A 16,264-nucleotide genomic window follows, 5' to 3' on the forward strand; every position below is an offset into this window, starting at 1 on the left:
CGGGTGTTCAAGCCGACTGCGACTTCATTATGGCGGGTTGATTGTGGAAAATCAATTTTGCAGCAGCAATCGTTTTGGGCTATTCAGACTTGGAAAGTTTGAGCTTATCCTTAACGTGGAGGGTATTAATTAACCAAAAAGCACCGAGCAAACTCATACAGTGTGCACTTGCAACCAGTTTGCAAATACGACGCCTATTGGCCTCTAGGTTAGTCGGAAGGTTTTTTATTAGGGCGACTGCGTAGATACCATCCTGTAAGATTGGTTCTATGATTTGGTGAATATAGCCACCATGATTTATCTCTTCTAACTTGATGGTCTTGATCGTTTCTGCGAGTTTATCCACTTCTTCGTCAGTAATTTCATACTCAATCTTATGAGCATACTTGTTGCGGATGTTATTAAGTTCTTTCATTGCATCCGCCAATGAGATTGGTAGCCCAAGGAGAACAGCAGCAGATAATTTTGAAGCGAAGTATTTGTAATTTTTGATCGAATTGTAGTTATCAGAGCCTTCTGGCCTCAGGTTTTCAATCACCACCCTAAGGAAATCTTCATGAATAAGCATGAGCTTCAACAAGGCTGCCGACTCGTCTTCAAAATCAGCTATCTTTTCCATTTTGCTTGAATCTAAAAAATAGCCAAAGTCATGATCTATTTTCACGTAGTTTCCCTTGTCTATAGCTGGGCTTTGTTCTATTCGAGAAAATTTCACTTACCTTCCTCCTGTTTGAGATATTGAGGGTCAAATGCTTTTGGCAAAGAGATGCTTTGCTCACGGTAATAGCGCAAACGCTCAAGGAAGTAATCGCGCAAATGCTCGGGCTGCTCGCGCATTACCACCTCAGCGATAACAGGCATGTTCAGGCGCTCTTTGTACGCCACTCCGGAGGCCGCCAAATCAACGTTAACCTTGTCGCGCTCTTCCTGGCTCTTTGCTGCTATGTTGAAATCAGGCATAATGAATACCTCTTATGCATTGAGAGGTATTATACATTTTGATGGCTACTTTTTGTTTTTGCCTACGTCACTTTTCGCGCTTTTAGTATCAATGCCGGTAACGGTTTCTTTATCAAAGGCTTCTTTATCGTCACTATACCCACAATAGTTACATATGTAGTCACCAGACCAACCCCTGATTGTCTTCTCTTTCGAAATGCTGTATTTCCCGCATTTTGGACAACTCATACCCCATCCTCATTAATGCTTATTTGATTCATTTGAATTAGCCTAAACGAGAAGCTTGTGTAAAGAAATGGTATATTAGTCACCACTATTCGGCGCTGCTGGCAGTGGCATCCAGTGGGTTATGTCTACGCCGAAACACAGGTCATAGCCTTCAGCATGAACGTAGAGTTCTGCGTCGCCTTTGCCGCTGAAATTGGATGAACTAACAATCCCGCAATCCCTCAGGCCATCATCTTGGCAGAAATAGAATATCTCTGTGCCGATGCCTGGCATCCGCTCACTGCAAGCCACCCAACCATCCTGAATCACCGGAGAGTTGTCATTGGCACCCTGAAGCATCGCGGCGATGTTGTTTCTCTTGAGAAAGTTAATACTTTTCAAGGTATCTTCCTCAAGCGTCGAACCGGTGTAGCCATTGGAGCAAGTTTCAGCGCGTTTATGGTGATACCTTAATGCAGCAATGCATTTTCTTATCCCGCCACAGCGCGTTTCCTCTAGCTCATCCGGTACTGATTCCTCCGCTTCGAGCGATGCCAGCGCGATCTTCATCGCAGCCAGTGCCCGGGCTGCATCTTCGTTTACTGCGCCGGGCGTCGCATCGCGCTCTTCTTCAAGCTCAGTGATGGTCTTGAGCAGCCATTCTTTGGTAAGGATGATCATGATGCCTCTCCTTTCCCAGCGCCAGCTACGCGGGCATAAACAATCACGCCGTCATCAGGGCGTTTACGCGGAAGGTAAATTTCAGGGCGAGGCCACAGAGCTATGAACCGCGATTCTCTGCCCTCAAGCCGCTGGAAGGCCTTCTGACTCATTACCCCCACAGTGCGAAGCGATTTCTCCCGCGCCTCCAGCTCAGTAATCCGCTTCTCTGCGGCTTCCAGCTCATCCAGCAGTGCCAGTAAATCGCGAGTTTGTACCATGAAGTTCGGCATGAAGTTATCTTTCGCCTTTTCTGCTGTTAGGCGCAGATCCTGTTTGTCGATGTTGCTCATTGGGCTGCTCCTTCTGCTTTCTTTTCGTCAACGCTCCAGGCTGTAGCCAGTGCGCAAGTCACCTGCATAAACGAGTGCTTTACTTTCACCGAGAAAGTTTCTCCTATGGCCGATACCGTTTCGATGGTGGTCAGCTCGCCGCCGCTTTCGAAATCAGGGTAGAACTGCGTTACCAGGTTACTTTCGACAATCACCGATCCGTCCGGCGTGTGCATTTTCAGTTTCATACCCCTACCCTCCCCCAAACCATCAATACTCGCTTCATAGCCGCGCTGTTGCGGCACTCCTGAAATATTCCGTTGGTGCAGCTGCGCGCGGTGCCGTCCTGCTCTTCCGGCGTCGCCAGGCGATAAGTCACCGTTCGCCAGACCTTGCTCACCCGGACAATCTTGCGGGCCCGCTCCAGGTCGATAGCGTTCTTCGTGATGCAGTTGATCGTCATACCGCATTCTGTGGCCACATCCTTCGCGGTGAAGGTCCGGTGCGTTTCGAGATAACGCAGAATTGCCTGTTTGCCTTTCATCTCACACCATCCCGTTCGACTTGTTGCGGTTGTACTTGGCCTGAAGCAGCTGGATCGGCGTTGGCCCATGCTCTGTTGCAGGCGCTGCAATTGCCCGGCGTACCGGCGGTACTGGCTTACCCTCGGTGACGCGCTTCTCCCACATATCCAGCAGATCGCCCGCCTCGCGTGCCAGTTCACCATGAGTCAACTGGCGCTCTGTGCTGCGATGACGCAGTTCAACGCAGATGTGGTACATGACCGGCTGCGACCAGGGGAATTGTTCGCTGGATGTGAATTCGAACGAACGGTTACGCCAGTCCCAGTATTCGGCGATCACCTGGTCAACGTTGACGCCCAGCGCTCCGCCGCTCTGTTTGCACCAGGCGACGAACTGGCCCGGCGACGGCAGGAATGGTCGCTCCTGGCGGCGGGCAATGCGCATACCGGCATCGACCTGAGCCATGGTGTGGATCCCGTTCTCTTGGAACGCCAGTAGCCACTGACGGCGGAATTCGTTCAGGTCGTCCTGGGTGCGGAAGTTCGCCATGCTGGCCGGGAACGCGGCACGCAGCTGGTTGAACAGTCCGTTGAACACTTGAGCCACCTGCTCGACCGGTGCGCGTTCCTGATACTGCTCTGGCAGGTTATGAGCCATGCGGCTCATCTGCTCGCGGTCGTGGTTACGCATCTGCTCTGCAAGAGATTTCATCGCATCACCTCATAGGCCCAGTCAGTGTTGTTGAAGTCCAGATCCGGCTTAGCGGCGCGCTGCTCGCCACCAGCATTGCGCTGCATTGTCAGCTTGTCCCACTGCTTACGCAGGCTTTCCGGGCTGAGGATGTTGGTCTGCCAGAAGTGGTGTTTGCTGGCCCAGTCATACAGCGCGCAGATGTCCTGGTGCGACCGGTTGTCTATCTGGCGCATCAGGCGAACGGTGTTAGACCAGGAGGTCATGTCCGGGGCTTTGCAGGTTGGGTTAATCTGCTTCACTCTGGCAGATATCCACTGGGCGGTTTTGAGGTCTTCAGCCGATCCCCACTTCGCACCGGATGGGGTGTAGACCGAAGCTTCAGGATGAGCTGATAAAAATTTCTTCAGACGTGCGTCGGAGGATTCGTCAGAATTCTCGGACGAAGATCTTTTAATACTGTTCTTGTTCTTGTATTGGGTGTCTACCGTTTTCGGGAAGGTTATTCCTGATTTCGGGAAGGATTTTCCCGTTTTCGGGAATTTTCTTCCCGTTTCCCGTTTGTCTAAAATCCAGGCTGAAAGGTCAGTGTTTACACCGACGATTTTCATCATGCCCTGCTTCTGTGAAAAGATGATTTTGCGTTCTGCGAGAGACTTAAGCGCGTCCGATACATGGGTATCGCTCAGGCCCGTAAGCTCGGCAATAACCGTATTTGTCACTCGGTCCTGTTTCTTGTTCCAGCCGTAGGTAAGCCAGATCACCGCCTCAAAACATTGCCATTCCCGGCCTGACAGTCTCAGGCGAGGCTTAAGCTGTTGGATCTCGTTAGCGACCTTGGTATACCCGTTCGACAGGTCGGCCATACGACCTCCCGGTTGTTCGGTTTTATTTGGGAAATTGATTATTTCAGCGGTGTTTGACATACTTACTCCCGTTACTTGGCGTAACACAGTGTTTGGAAGGCCTTTGAAGTTACCGCTTCAAGGGCTTTTTCTTTTCTGGTGCCTCTCACATAACCCCCAGCATCGACGTCACCATCGTCATCAACGGCCTTACCTGCTCCGGCATGAGGCGGAACAGCGACGCTATACCCTCGCTTACCTCTTTCAGCTTCTGATGCTCTGGAGCGTCCAGCAGCACGGCCTGCTTAGCCTCGGCACACTCTTTCATCGCAGAGGCGATCAGCGACATCGTGTCGTTCTGCGGCGCCAGGCGGTTGCGATACTCCAGAGGCAGAACGGCCATGATTGCCGGCGTCAACTGGCGCACGTTCTCGCGGTACTGCTCTGAGTCGAAACGGTTATCCAGAAAGCGAAAAAGTTTCTGGCGCGCCCTGCTGATGTCTTCCGGGAAGCTGATGGCGGTCCCGCCCTGCTCCCGGTATTCGTTGATGATCAGCGCCGAAACGACGTCCTGATTGTCCAGCGCCGACGACCATGCACGGACCGCATCGCGGATCTTTTCGTGGCCTGGCGCCGCTTTAGGTTGAGCGCGGTTTATCATCGCTCCCGGGTGTATTCCGGTATTGTGTTGATACGCAAGTGAATGCATTGCTTTCCCTTTCGTGGTTAGGCCGCAGTATCACGCGGCGATGTGAATACCAGGCTTTCTTTGAGGACCGGAGCCTGGCGGTGAAAATTCTTCGTGCCTTTCTCGATAGCCGATGCCATTTCTGGAGATGCCCGGCGATTTCCGTAGGCAATCTGGTCCAGGTAACCTGGCGTCGTGTTAGCCAACTTTGCGAGCTGCGCCCATTCGTCGGTAGTGGCGGCCTTGCGCCAGCGGTGTAGTTCAGTGCTCATTGGTGTCTCCGGGTGAGTCGTTTGATTTGGAGTTTAGCGTTATGCTAAATACTACGCAAGCATCATTTAGCAATTTGCACATTTATCATTTTGCTAAAAGCAGTAACAATGCAGGTATGGAAAATAAAGAAATCAGAAAAGCCAACCTGGAAGCGCTGTACGACAAGCGTCAGCACGAGTCTGGAATGACCAAGGCGCAGTTCGCCGAGCTCATTGAGACAAGTCCTGCTGCGCTTAGCCAGCTACTGGGACCAAACCCTCATCGCAATATCGGCGATAAGATGGCTCGCAAAATTGAAACTGCGCTTAATCTGCCTTTTGGCTGGATGGATGTTTTGCACGCCAGTGAAGAACCTTCGAACGTTGCATTTCGAGGGCTGAACGAGACAAAAGGAAGTTATCCTGTAATCAGCTGGGTAAGCGCGGGGCAATGGATGGAAGCTGTAGAACCTTATCACCGAAGAGCGATAGATCGCTGGTATGACACGACTGTTGACTGCTCAGAAGATTCATTCTGGCTGGACGTTAAAGGGGATTCTATGACCTCCCCAGCCGGACTGAGCATACCAGAGGGAGCAGCGATACTTGTTGATCCTGAAGTCGAACCGCGCAACGGGAAGCTGGTTGTCGCAAAGCTGGAAGGCGATAACGAAGCGACATTTAAGAAGCTTGTAATCGATGCCGGCAGACGCTTCCTTAAGCCACTTAACCCCGCATATCCAATGCTAGAGGTTAATGGAAACTGCAAAATTATCGGCGTTGTGGTTGATGCCAAAATACTAAACATCCCATAACCTCACACAAACCCCTCAAGCCCGCCATCGTGCGGGCTTTTTTACGTCCTTAATTCCTGCCATGTAAATTTTTAATCTCTTATTAATCAATACGCTAAATAAAACCACTCAATGATTTAGCATTTTGCTATTGCGCATAATTTAGCATCACGCTAAATTTACCCCATCGAAACGAAACATCGACAGCTGAGCGAAGTTAGCCAGCGGCGAAGTGGAGATTCGGTCAGTCGAACGGCGCGACAGTAAACCATGCGTCGGACCATAGGCGGGCTCAGGAGGAGCGGCAATTATGGCAACACGATTTACCAGCAACTCCTGATTAGGGGTTGCTGTTAAATCAACACAACGGACCAAGAGATGGTCCTTTAATAAACCAAGGAGAAGTTATGAGCCAGTTTGAAAATGTGTTCCTGTCTGCCAAGAAAATCGCAATTAACCAGTTGGCAGTTGAAGTCAACGTTGAAAAAGCCAAGGCGTTTAGTCCCTTCGTCCGCGTGGGTATCAATGCAACTGGCCACTTTGATCGTCGTCCAATGAATATGTTTGGCGGCGTGTTCGAGCAGAACGAGCTTTCCAATGTTGACACTTTCCCGGCCATCCTTTGGCAAATCGATAACTACGGTAACCCTCAGTACCCTGACCACCTCATTATCTCCACTAATGGTGAGTTCGGTGAATATTTGGAACTGTTTGTCATCGACCAGATGCAGCAATTCAACGAGCCAGCCGAAAGTTTCATTCTGGAGGTTCAGGACCTCACCAAATAATTGTGAATCCAAGGTCGCTTAGGCGGCCTTTTTCATACCTCAGTCGCTTCACCGAGGCGGCTTAGTTATGACAACTGGCGGCCATCCACCGCCCATTGAAACACAGAAAAATGCGTTGAAGTCTTGTGTTAACCGTTCCGTTCGCCGCGATAAGGCCAAGAGGATTTATGACAGTCACCCACAACGGCAAGCAATACACCGCCAAAAAGCTCAACGATAACGAGTGGCAGCTGACGTCGGTATCGGCACCGCGCGACAAGCTGACGCTTAACCGCTGGCAGATGCATATCGCTGGCCTCCTGGAGCAGGTTGAGGTGAAGGTATGATCAACCACTACGGCACCACACCGCTCATTCGTCAGTGCGTCACGCCCGGCATGATGGCAATGCATGAAGGCCGCACCTATCGAGTCTCAGCGGTCATTCAGGAGCGCAAATGTGTGTACCTGCACACCGATGCAGAAATCATCCGCCTCAGTGACTGCGTGATTGACGTTCTTCTGGACGGTCACGGCAACCCTATCCAGCACTAACCACCCTATTCAACCGATCGGCCTGGCTTTCTGCGGGCGGGATCTGCACATCCAAATTTCAGGAGAAACCATGAGCGAAGTAACGGACTTAGTCGTCATTGAGAAACAGAACGCAATGGCGGTATTCACCACCAAAGAGCAGCTCGACCCGATTATTGAGGCTATCGAGAAAGAAGCTCGCAGCCTGGTGCCGGATGTGTCGACCCGTAAAGGCCGCGACGCTATCGCATCCATGGCACATAAGGTTGCCCGTTCCAAAACCTACATCGACAACGCGGGCAAGGATCTGGTTGCTGAGCTTAAAGCCTTGCCTAAGCAGATCGACGAAAGCCGCCGCATTGTGCGTGAGCGGCTGGACGCGCTTAAGGATGAAGTGCGCCGTCCTCTAACCGAATGGGAAGCCGAGCAGGAACGAATCCGGGTGGAAGAAGCCTGGAACGCTATGCACGAAGAGGCGTTGGTGATGAACGAAGAGTTTGACCGCCAGCGTGCCGCGCAGATCGAGGCAGACCACGAAATGGCTTTGCTGATGAATGACAGGTTTGACCGTGACCGCGAAGAGCAGCGCCGACAGGTGGAACAGGCACAGCGTGAGCACGAAGAGCGCATTAAGCGCGAAGCAGCAGAACAAGCCCGCCGCGATGCTGAAGCGGAGCACAAAGCGGAGATTGAGGCCGCAGCGCGCCGTGAAGCCGAAGAGAAATCCCGCGCTGAACTGGCGGAACGCCAGCGCATTGAAGCGGAACAGCGGGCGGCGCGTGAAAAGCAAGAAGCGGAAGCACGGGCGGAACGCGAAAAGGCCGCGGCGGTTGAAGCTGAGCGCCTCAAGGCAAAACAGGCAGAAGAAGCCCGTCTGGCTGAGCAGAAGCGCATCGCCGATGAGCAGGCAAAACGTGAAGCTGACGTGAAGCACCGCAAGACGGTCGGCACCAACATCGTTAACGCGCTCACCAGCCACACCAGCTTAACCCGCGAGCAGGCTATCGAAGTGCTTACCGCCCTCAAAGATGACCTGATCCCCTGCGCAAAAATTCATTATTGAGGTGAATCATGAATATCACATGCGAGTGCGTAGACATGCGCACATCTGTTGGCCCACACAACACCATCAAAGTTGAGATGGAAGGCGTTGTGCTGGCCGGTACCGTTAAAACCCGTGACGTCCTCCCCCAGCTCGACGGCGCAGAAGTCATCGAGTGGCTGGCTGAGCAGGGTTACGTCATCACTCATCAGGAGCGCGCAGCATGACGGCGGCAGAACGGTGGGATGAAGAGTCATTCCTGCGCCTTATGCGCGACGTACTGCCGGAAAAGCCGGAGGGTGATGACGAGCCAGTTAACCTGGCCGCCGAGCGGCAGAACCCGGTCATTAGCTGGGATGAATTTGCGGGGAATTACACATGAACCTTGATGAATTAGATGCGCCATTTGCCAGTAAGGATATTGAGTGGCGCATTCAGCAGGCGGGGAAAAACAATAACGGAATCTGGGCCAAGGTGCTGGCTTACGTAACTAACCGCGCAATCATGAAGCGGCTGGATGAAGTATGCGGTAAGGCTGGCTGGCGTAACGAATACCGCGATATTCCGAACAATGGCGGCGTTGAGTGCGGTATTTCCATCAAAGTTGAAGGCGAGTGGATCACCAAGTGGGACGCCGCAGAAAACACACAGGTTGAAGCTGTGAAAGGTGGTCGCTCTGGTGCCATGAAACGCGCCGCTGTGCAATGGGGGATCGGTCGTTACCTCTACAACCTGGAAGAAGGCTTCGCAGTGGTTTCTGCAACGCGCGCGCCCGGGTTCCAGTACGCCAAATCAAAAGAGGTTGGTGTTTTCTACTGGAAGGCGCCTGCTCTACCGGGATGGGCATTGCCTTCAGGAACACCAATGGAGCATGACCAAAAACCGCATGATGGTCACCAGCAGCCAGACCAGGCACATCAGTCCGTGGATGCGGACAAAATTCTCTCCGAATTCTCTGCATACGCTGGCTCTGAAAACGATAGCGATCGGCTTAAGCATCGCTATGAAGACACATGGAAATTGCTTAACGGATTTACTGAGCACCAGAACAAATGCAAAGACGTTACTGGCATTCGACTCAAAGAACTTAAACAGGTGGCGTAAATGGCTAGCAAAGGCGTAAACAAAGTGATCCTCGTCGGTAACCTCGGGCAAGACCCCGAGGTACGTTACCTGCCATCCGGCGGCTCAGTGTGCAGTCTGACGCTGGCGACATCAGACTCATGGCGAGATAAAGCCACTGGTGAACAGAAAGAGCAAACGGAATGGCACCGCGTCGTTCTGTTCGGAAAGCTGGCAGAGGTAGCTGGTGAATATCTGCGTAAAGGCTCTCAGGTTTATATCGAAGGCCAGCTGCGCACCCGCAAATGGACAGATCAGGCTGGCGTCGAGAAGTACACCACGGAGGTGGTGGTAAACGTCGGCGGAACAATGCAGATGCTTGGTGGCCGTCAGGGCGGTGGAGCGGCACCAGCAGGTGGCAGCCAAACGCATGGCGGAAATCAATTCAGCGGCGGCGCACGGTCTCGCGCACAGCAGCAGTCGGAACCCGCCCCATCTAACGAACCGCCAATGGACTTCGACGACGATATACCCTTTTGAACCATCTCCCGGTCAGGAGAAACCAATGAACAAATTTACCCCCGAATATCGAAAATATCTTCTCCGGCCAATCCCTGACCGGAAACTTAGCCCGCAAGAACGCGCCGATCGCAAAGAGCTTTACCAGATCATCCGTGAGGAGCGTGAGAACGATACATCACCGGCAAAACCATCGACTTACAGGCCATGTGATCCATATCTGAATGACAACCGCAAAGGTCTTGGCGGTGCTTCAAGGAGTGACTAATGACTCACGCTCACGACGACATCAGGGTTGGCACACTGTGCCTTCCCTTCATTGGTAACGGCTGGCTAATGCCATGGGGTGAAGTGGTCAGTAATCCATTAAAGGCCCAGCGGCTCGCTGAGGAATATCGGGAAAGGCAGGAGTCGGCATGAGCAAAGTAGGCGATTATTTCTTTGAGTTCCCGGCGTCGCGAGGCACGCAAGGCGGAACGGTAACTTACATGATAACGGCCCCTGCTCGAGCGTTGACGCGCATTCTTGCGTCCGACAACCACGGCAGCACGCTCGAGCGTTCTCAGCGCGAAATTAACCAGGCACGTGTGAAGAAGTTTTACCAGTACCTCGTCAATGCATACCAAAATAAAGAGCCCTTCATCATCCCGCCGCTGGTCGGCAACTGCGACGCGGATATTGAGTTTGAAGAGTTCGGCAATACGAATGTGGGCGTGGCACGCTTCCCTATGGATGCGGTGATCAAGCTGTTCGACGGCCAGCACCGCGCCGCCGGGTTAGCTGAGTTCTGCCGGACTTACGGAGAGCCAATCAGCATCCCGCTGATGCTGACCCATAATCTCCCGCTGAAGGCACGCCAGCAGTTCTTCTCCGATATCAATAACAACGTCTCGAAACCTTCCGCTGCGATCAACATGGCCTATGACGGGCGTAATGATGTGGCCCAGGGGATGGTGTCGTTCCTGTCTCAGCACGACACCTTCTCAGAGGTGACAGACTTCGAGCACAACGTCGTTCCGGCGAAAAGTAAGTTGTGGGTGAGCTTCAAGGCGCTTAGCGACGCGACGGTCAAGTTTGCCTACGCGGGCAGTAAGCCGCTGGAAATGGGCGACATTGAATCCATCTGGGAGGCCTGGTTGGCCCTGACGCAAATCGAAGCGATTCGCCACGGCACCAGCCAGGCAGACTACAAGCGTGACTACATTCAGTTCCACGCGGTGATGATCAACGCCTTCGGCTATGCCGTTCAGCGGCTGATGGCTGACCACTCAATCGTAGATATCGTCCAGATGATTGAGGAACTGGCGAGCAGTGCGGGCTCCTCTGAGATGGAAGACTTCTTCCTGATTTTGCGATGGGGTGGCGTTTGTGTGAATGCCGAAAAAGAACGGCCAACGATCATTGCCTCCGTTCCGGCGCAGAAATCAGCTGCTGAAAGGTTGGTGTCCGTAATAAGAAACGGTGCACTGGAGGAACAAAATGCCGCAGCATAACTATCCAAATGGTAAGCCCTGGTCTGATTCCGACATTGCTTTTCTCCGGAGAATGGCCGGCGTAATGACGTTGCGTGATATTGCGTCAGAACTTAACCGCACTCACGCTGCGGTACGTACGATGAGTACGAGACTGTCCCTCAATCTTCGAGAAAGCTACGCCAGGTGGACCTCAGTAGAGCTTCAGATATTGAGATCGTGTGCCGGCACCATGAGTGCCACTCAAATTGCTGGAAAGCTCGGGCGCACTCTCGATTCTGTTAAGGGGAAAGCCAGCCTGTTGGGCTTAAGCCTGCTATGTATTGGCGAAAGACATCATCATGCAGTTTACAGTGATCACGACGTATCTCTATGTGTTGCGCTTCACGAAGAGGGCCTGTCACAAGCAGTCATAGCTGAAAAAATGGAGATACCAGCCCATAGCGTGCATGCATTTATCCATGGCAGGAGGCTTACCCATGAGGACACTTCATGGCGCAACCTATCACGAAAGGAAAACGCCTCATGACCGATTTCACCGGCAGCAACACGCCAGCGGATCAGCGGGACCTATGGCGCACGCCGCCAGCCCTATTCTCTTCACTTAATGCTGAGTTCTGTTTCCAACTGGATGCCGCCGCAGCGCCGCATAACGCTCTGTGCAGGAAGTTCATCACCGCCGAGCAGAACACTCTGGAAACGCCATGGGCTGATTACCTGAATGTGCCTGGCTACGTCTGGCTGAACCCGCCATACAGCGACATCATGCCGTTTGTTAAAAAGGCCGCCTCCGAGAGCGCCAACCAGATCGGCACGGTCATGCTCGTACCGGCAGACACTTCGGTTGGCTGGTTCAAAGAGGCTATCCAGACAGCCAGCGAGGTACGCTTCATCACCGCCGGGCGGCTGGCATTTATCAACCCGGTCACCGGTAAGCCAGTATCGGGAAATAACAAAGGGTCGATGCTCATCATCTGGCGACCTTACCCGCGTACACACTGCCACTTCGCAACTGTGGACAGGGACGAGCTTATGGCTTTCGGGGCGAAACTTCTCGCCCGCCGGGAGGCCGCATATGGATTAAAGTACACCTCTGGTAATCCATGTATAATTAGATACCAGAGGAGCTTTGAACCAAAAAAATATTATTAATTTCTATGTCTATAGGAGCCTCCAAGTCTAAATCCAAAAGTATATCTTTTAATATTATCAAACAAAAAAGCCTGCTCGTTATTAAATATATTCAATTGAGACAGCTTTTCCATGAATGTTTTTGTCTCATCCATAAACTTCTCTGCAAATGAAGGATGTTTTAGCGCTTCAAAGAGTGTTGCGGAAAAATTTGTTTTTGCAAACATAGAGGCGCTTTGTAATTTATTTTGCCACTTAACTAAATAGTCATCACCTTCATTGTTTAATATTTCTTGGCTTGGCAGAACCAGTGCTGTTCCATGTGCTATAGCGTTCCGAAGGTGGAACATAGCAGTGAACGCATTTTTATCGGACATCATATCTTCAACCTTCAAGCCAGTATAATCTTTAATCGCCTTTTTAAGATTATCCCAGCTCCCATTTGCTTCTAACTCTATATGCAAATTGAAAATCTTGTTATACGATCGAAAAATAGTTCTTGCGTTTTCTTTATTTGGTTCCGTTGCTGCAAGTTCCCCCATTGCATGGTGATCTTTCGATACAGCAGCGGTGAAAACCTGCCTCAAAATACCTTCAACAATCGCAGCATTCAGACTTATTAACGTGAGATTTCTGAATATGTTCTCATCTTTTAAAACTATTGTTTCTTTTGGGTTGCCATAGCGATCAAGTTGATCATAATCCTTGTCTATTGCACCATTTTTAATCTTAATCGCAATTTCTTCGTATTGCTGAAGTAAATAAACATTAGTATTAAATATGTTAAATGAAGTTATCCTCGGAACAATTTCCATTGTCACACCCCTCGATTTCATTAAATCCTGATATGAGAAGCTATGGTATCAACAAATGTGAAAAAATCTAGTTAGAACCCAGAAAAATGCTTAATAGGCCATTTAAGCAACGTCTTAATACTTATCGAATACTTGGAGATGTAGCAGAACCCCGGAGGTATTAAGCGGAGAATTCTACGCGCTATGCGTGCGACATGAGGAGGTTAAGCAATCATTCCGAAATGCTTCATCGCTTGCTCGATGAAAGTAACGTAATTAACAGGGCATTCATACACTCTTGAGTCAGGAGAGATACGGTTCGGCGCCTTCTTCATCTTGAACCCATGCATGTGCTTAACATGAGCGATATGGCATGTCTTAACACTGACACCATGGTTAGCTTTGACGTATTCCTGGATCTGCTTATAGGTAGCCATGCACTTCTCCTTTTTCATCACGACTCAATATACATGACAGGAAGCGCAGTGATAGCCAGTTATGTTCTAACCTGAGATTTAACCCGCGATATACTTTCTGCAACGGAGGATCCCATGGCAGAAAGAAATGATAAGCCGCCTAAACCGGTTGCTGTCAGTCGGAGAATAATCAAAGGGCTTAGTCAATGCGAGCGGTGCAAGAAAACAAGGCTGGAGTGCCGCCGCATAGCGATGTCAGACGGAACAAGAATCGTCGCCTGTTTTGATTGTATGACCGCCAAAAGCATAACTGGTAAAAAGCAAAAAAAGCTCAAAGTGTTTGAAATTTTAACCGCCTTTGAATCATCTCGACGAAAGCACTAACCACCTATAGCCGCCCACTGAGGCGGTTTCTTTTTGCCTGGAGAAAACCATGAGCGACATTATCAACCTGGTACCGAATAAATGGGTGACTGAGCAGAACCTGATCGCAGTCACCGGATTAAGGCCAGGAACCATTGAACGAGCCCGCCGCGAGTCATGGTTCGCCGGCCGCGAATATATGCATGTTTCACCCGATGGAAACCCAAAGCCAAACAGTGAATGCATGTACAACACAGAAGCCATTAATCACTGGATCGAACAGCAAGCATCAAAACAGCCGGGTGCTCATTCATGATGAACGGGTTATGCTTATCAGGCTCTTGGGCGTCAGGAGGGGATAATGGCTAAATCAGCATACCCAACAGGCGTTGAGAACCACGGAGGAACTCTCCGCATATGGTTCATCTATAAAGGCAGCCGGGTTCGTGAAAGTCTCGGCGTGCCGGATACACCAAAAAACAGAAAGGTCGCTGGCGAGCTGCGCGCGTCAGTGTGCTTCGCGATAAAGACCGGCAACTTCAATTATGCGGCCCAGTTCCCTGATTCACCGAACCTGAAAAGGTTTGGGGTTGAGAGCAAGGAGATAACCGTTCTCGAACTGGCAAATAAATGGCTGGAGCTGAAGCGCATGGAGATCAGCACCAACGCGATGTCACGCTATTCATCTATAGCGCGCAACATGGTGCCAAGGATTGGCGGGGACAGGCTTGTTTCTGCGGTGACACAGGAAGACCTGCTGTTTATCAGGAAGGAATTGCTGACCGGTTATCACACCCTGAAGACAGGACAGAAAACGCCGGTTAAAGGCCGCTCAGTCAGAACGGTCAACAACTACATGAAGACCATGAGCGGAATGTTTAAGTTCGCTGCCGACAGCGGGTATGTGAAGGTCAGTCCTTTTAATGGGATCGCCCTTCTCAAGCGCTCCCGTTGCGAGCCGGACCCGCTGACGCGAGAGGAGTTCGTCAGGATGATTAATGCCTGCGCCCACCAGCAGCTGAAAAACATGTGGTCGCTTGCCGTCTACACCGGCGTGCGCCACGGAGAACTTGTGTCGCTGGCCTGGGAAGATATCGACCTGAAAGCGGGTACAATGATGATCCGCCGGAACCACACGTTAACGAAGGAGTTCACCCTTCCGAAAACGGAGGCCGGGACGGACCGCATCATCAACCTCATTCAGCCGGCTATCGATGTGCTGAAGAGCCAGGCAGAACTAACACGCCTGGGTAAGCAGTACCAGGTTGAGGTGAAACTGCGCGAGTATGGACGTACTGATGTGCATCCGTGCACGTTCGTGTTCAACCCGCAGATCGCTTCACGTAATGGCCGTGCCGGGCATCATTACGCAGTGGGGTCGATTAACCAGTCGTGGGAAGCGGCAATGCGACGCGCCGGGATTCGCTATCGCAGAGCATACCAGTCCCGACATACGTATGCATGCTGGTCGTTAGCTGCCGGTGCTAACCCGAACTTCATCGCGAAGCAAATGGGCCACACCGACGCGCAAATGGTTTACCGGGTGTACGGATCCTGGATGGCTGAAAATAACCAGGACCAGGTACTCATCATCAACCAGAAATTGAGTGAGTTTGCCCCATCCATGCCCCACGCTGTGGGATCGGATGGTTATTAATTATAAATATCATTAGGTTAGATAACCTAAACTTGCATGCCCATGACTTCCTGATACGCCGACACCAGCTTGTTCCGCACCTGCAACCCCATCTGCAACGACACCGACGCTTTTTGCAGATCGGCCATCACATCGTTGAGCGCCACGCCGGGTTCACCGAGGGTAAATTTCTCAGCCTGGGTACGGGCCGCGTTTTGCTTGTCGCTGATCCGGTCCAGCGCCGCATGCAGCTGACCGGCGAAGCTAATGCCCGGCGGCTGGTCAGCCACGCTCTGGTTGCGGGCCGTCATCGCCGTTGCCTGTAACTGACTGAGTACCCCTTCAATGCCCTGTATAGCCATGACTCTCCCCTGGATGGTTTTTTACGGGGTCAAGACTAACAGCTTGTCAATAAGATAAAGGCGGTAAATAGCGTTAAAAAACCAGGTTATTTGACGCATAGAAAATCCCGAATCATCAAATAATGGCTGGGCCATCAGTATGGAACTTTTGTCGTGTTTGCCGACCCGGGAGTCAGTTTTGTTTCTCTACACGAATAACGTAAACCACCAGGATTTA

28 protein-coding genes and 1 pseudogene are annotated in these 16,264 nt (G+C 51.3%); 16 read left to right on the top strand and 13 right to left on the bottom strand.

Annotated features, from left to right (window positions below; genetic code table 11):
- Positions 1-79: 79 nt before the first annotated feature.
- The 10 genes from N5C09_RS03260 to N5C09_RS03305 all read right to left on the bottom strand — a co-directional run bounded on the left by N5C09_RS03260 (position 80) and on the right by N5C09_RS03305 (position 5,178).
- The gene (locus N5C09_RS03260; RefSeq protein WP_279748430.1) at positions 80-715 is read right to left on the bottom strand and encodes a hypothetical protein; all 636 of its coding nucleotides are present in this window, start codon (positions 713-715) and stop codon (positions 80-82) included.
- The gene (locus N5C09_RS03265; protein ID WP_279748431.1) at positions 712-960 is read right to left on the bottom strand and encodes a DNA polymerase III subunit theta; all 249 of its coding nucleotides are present in this window, start codon (positions 958-960) and stop codon (positions 712-714) included. Before N5C09_RS03265 ends, N5C09_RS03260 begins: the two co-directional genes overlap by 4 nt.
- A 303-nt stretch (positions 961-1,263) precedes the next feature.
- Positions 1,264-1,848: a DUF551 domain-containing protein gene (locus tag N5C09_RS03270; protein WP_279748432.1), complete on the bottom strand. Its 585-nt coding sequence runs from the start codon at positions 1,846-1,848 to the stop codon at positions 1,264-1,266.
- Complete coding sequence (locus N5C09_RS03275) at positions 1,845-2,180, bottom strand: ead/Ea22-like family protein (RefSeq protein WP_279748433.1); 336 nt, start codon at positions 2,178-2,180, stop codon at positions 1,845-1,847. Before N5C09_RS03275 ends, N5C09_RS03270 begins: the two co-directional genes overlap by 4 nt.
- Positions 2,177-2,407 (bottom strand): hypothetical protein, encoded by a 231-nt coding sequence (locus N5C09_RS03280; protein ID WP_088567135.1) that lies wholly within the window; start codon positions 2,405-2,407, stop codon positions 2,177-2,179. The genes N5C09_RS03275 and N5C09_RS03280 overlap by 4 nt, the downstream gene beginning before the upstream one ends.
- Positions 2,404-2,703, bottom strand: a complete 300-nt coding sequence (locus tag N5C09_RS03285; protein ID WP_023300409.1) for a hypothetical protein — start codon at positions 2,701-2,703, stop codon at positions 2,404-2,406. Before N5C09_RS03285 ends, N5C09_RS03280 begins: the two co-directional genes overlap by 4 nt.
- Before the next feature lies 1 nt (position 2,704).
- Complete coding sequence (locus N5C09_RS03290) at positions 2,705-3,394, bottom strand: replication protein P (protein ID WP_279748434.1); 690 nt, start codon at positions 3,392-3,394, stop codon at positions 2,705-2,707.
- Complete coding sequence (locus tag N5C09_RS03295) at positions 3,391-4,299, bottom strand: replication protein (protein ID WP_279748435.1); 909 nt, start codon at positions 4,297-4,299, stop codon at positions 3,391-3,393. The genes N5C09_RS03290 and N5C09_RS03295 overlap by 4 nt, the downstream gene beginning before the upstream one ends.
- Before the next feature lie 85 nt (positions 4,300-4,384).
- Positions 4,385-4,927, bottom strand: coding sequence for a toxin YdaT domain-containing protein (locus N5C09_RS03300; protein ID WP_279748436.1), 543 nt, complete (start codon positions 4,925-4,927; stop codon positions 4,385-4,387).
- Between the two features lie 17 nt (positions 4,928-4,944).
- Complete coding sequence (locus N5C09_RS03305; protein ID WP_063436901.1) at positions 4,945-5,178, bottom strand: hypothetical protein; 234 nt, start codon at positions 5,176-5,178, stop codon at positions 4,945-4,947.
- A gap of 41 nt (positions 5,179-5,219) precedes the next feature.
- Here N5C09_RS03305 and N5C09_RS03310 point away from each other — a divergent pair, with 41 nt between their 5' ends.
- From N5C09_RS03310 to N5C09_RS03370, 13 genes and pseudogenes are all read left to right on the top strand, one after another.
- Positions 5,220-5,972 (top strand): LexA family transcriptional regulator, encoded by a 753-nt coding sequence (locus N5C09_RS03310; protein ID WP_062938841.1) that lies wholly within the window; start codon positions 5,220-5,222, stop codon positions 5,970-5,972.
- A 386-nt stretch (positions 5,973-6,358) separates the two neighbouring features.
- Positions 6,359-6,739: a hypothetical protein gene (locus N5C09_RS03315; RefSeq protein ID WP_058648079.1), complete on the top strand. Its 381-nt coding sequence runs from the start codon at positions 6,359-6,361 to the stop codon at positions 6,737-6,739.
- Positions 6,740-6,906: 167 nt separating this feature from the next.
- Positions 6,907-7,065 carry a hypothetical protein gene (locus N5C09_RS03320; protein ID WP_023294196.1) on the top strand — a complete coding sequence of 53 codons (159 nt, stop codon included), beginning with the start codon at positions 6,907-6,909 and terminating at the stop codon, positions 7,063-7,065.
- Positions 7,062-7,271 carry a cell division protein FtsZ gene (locus tag N5C09_RS03325; RefSeq protein ID WP_279748437.1) on the top strand — a complete coding sequence of 70 codons (210 nt, stop codon included), beginning with the start codon at positions 7,062-7,064 and terminating at the stop codon, positions 7,269-7,271. Before N5C09_RS03320 ends, N5C09_RS03325 begins: the two co-directional genes overlap by 4 nt.
- Before the next feature lie 70 nt (positions 7,272-7,341).
- On the top strand, positions 7,342-8,313 hold the full coding sequence (locus N5C09_RS03330; protein WP_279748438.1) for a hypothetical protein: 972 nt from the start codon (positions 7,342-7,344) through the stop codon (positions 8,311-8,313).
- An 8-nt stretch (positions 8,314-8,321) separates the two neighbouring features.
- On the top strand, positions 8,322-8,519 hold the full coding sequence (locus N5C09_RS03335) for a hypothetical protein (RefSeq protein ID WP_001303341.1): 198 nt from the start codon (positions 8,322-8,324) through the stop codon (positions 8,517-8,519).
- Complete coding sequence (locus tag N5C09_RS03340) at positions 8,516-8,674, top strand: hypothetical protein (RefSeq protein ID WP_157959561.1); 159 nt, start codon at positions 8,516-8,518, stop codon at positions 8,672-8,674. Before N5C09_RS03335 ends, N5C09_RS03340 begins: the two co-directional genes overlap by 4 nt.
- Positions 8,671-9,396, top strand: a complete 726-nt coding sequence (locus N5C09_RS03345) for a Rad52/Rad22 family DNA repair protein (protein ID WP_279748439.1) — start codon at positions 8,671-8,673, stop codon at positions 9,394-9,396. The genes N5C09_RS03340 and N5C09_RS03345 overlap by 4 nt, the downstream gene beginning before the upstream one ends.
- The gene (locus tag N5C09_RS03350) at positions 9,397-9,894 is read left to right on the top strand and encodes a single-stranded DNA-binding protein (protein WP_279748440.1); all 498 of its coding nucleotides are present in this window, start codon (positions 9,397-9,399) and stop codon (positions 9,892-9,894) included. It abuts the gene before it with no gap.
- Between the two features lie 25 nt (positions 9,895-9,919).
- Entirely contained in the window at positions 9,920-10,141 is a 222-nt protein-coding gene (locus tag N5C09_RS03355; protein WP_058672079.1) for a hypothetical protein, read from the top strand.
- The gene (locus N5C09_RS03360) at positions 10,141-10,293 is read left to right on the top strand and encodes a DUF1317 family protein (RefSeq protein ID WP_279748441.1); all 153 of its coding nucleotides are present in this window, start codon (positions 10,141-10,143) and stop codon (positions 10,291-10,293) included. The genes N5C09_RS03355 and N5C09_RS03360 overlap by 1 nt, the downstream gene beginning before the upstream one ends.
- On the top strand, positions 10,290-11,366 hold the full coding sequence (locus N5C09_RS03365; protein WP_279748442.1) for a DGQHR domain-containing protein: 1,077 nt from the start codon (positions 10,290-10,292) through the stop codon (positions 11,364-11,366). Before N5C09_RS03360 ends, N5C09_RS03365 begins: the two co-directional genes overlap by 4 nt.
- 504 nt (positions 11,367-11,870) lie before the next feature.
- Positions 11,871-12,419 (top strand): annotated as a pseudogene (locus N5C09_RS03370) (phage N-6-adenine-methyltransferase); the annotation flags it as partial.
- 74 nt (positions 12,420-12,493) lie between these two features.
- Here N5C09_RS03370 and N5C09_RS03375 read toward each other — a convergent pair.
- Together N5C09_RS03375 and N5C09_RS03380 are read right to left on the bottom strand one after the other, a co-directional pair.
- A complete protein-coding gene (locus N5C09_RS03375) occupies positions 12,494-13,291 on the bottom strand; it encodes a hypothetical protein (protein WP_065227112.1) in 798 nt (265 codons plus the stop codon).
- A gap of 203 nt (positions 13,292-13,494) precedes the next feature.
- The gene (locus N5C09_RS03380) at positions 13,495-13,707 is read right to left on the bottom strand and encodes a hypothetical protein (protein WP_200029942.1); all 213 of its coding nucleotides are present in this window, start codon (positions 13,705-13,707) and stop codon (positions 13,495-13,497) included.
- A 114-nt stretch (positions 13,708-13,821) separates the two neighbouring features.
- Here N5C09_RS03380 and N5C09_RS03385 point away from each other — a divergent pair, with 114 nt between their 5' ends.
- Genes N5C09_RS03385 through N5C09_RS03395 form a run of 3 tightly spaced genes read left to right on the top strand, consistent with a single transcriptional unit; the run spans position 13,822 to position 15,706 of the window.
- Positions 13,822-14,070, top strand: coding sequence for a hypothetical protein (locus tag N5C09_RS03385; protein ID WP_065227114.1), 249 nt, complete (start codon positions 13,822-13,824; stop codon positions 14,068-14,070).
- A 49-nt stretch (positions 14,071-14,119) separates the two neighbouring features.
- A complete protein-coding gene (locus N5C09_RS03390) occupies positions 14,120-14,365 on the top strand; it encodes an excisionase family protein (RefSeq protein WP_032612247.1) in 246 nt (81 codons plus the stop codon).
- A gap of 45 nt (positions 14,366-14,410) precedes the next feature.
- Complete coding sequence (locus tag N5C09_RS03395) at positions 14,411-15,706, top strand: site-specific integrase (RefSeq protein ID WP_279748443.1); 1,296 nt, start codon at positions 14,411-14,413, stop codon at positions 15,704-15,706.
- 26 nt (positions 15,707-15,732) lie between these two features.
- Here the strand turns inward: N5C09_RS03395 and fliE are convergent, their stop codons facing one another.
- The gene (fliE, locus tag N5C09_RS03400; protein WP_063450174.1) at positions 15,733-16,047 is read right to left on the bottom strand and encodes a flagellar hook-basal body complex protein FliE; all 315 of its coding nucleotides are present in this window, start codon (positions 16,045-16,047) and stop codon (positions 15,733-15,735) included.
- Between the last annotated feature and the right edge of the window lie 217 nt (positions 16,048-16,264).

This window comes from Enterobacter sp. GD03975 (genome assembly GCF_029838645.1).
GTDB classification, from domain to species: Bacteria; Pseudomonadota; Gammaproteobacteria; order Enterobacterales; family Enterobacteriaceae; genus Enterobacter; species Enterobacter quasihormaechei.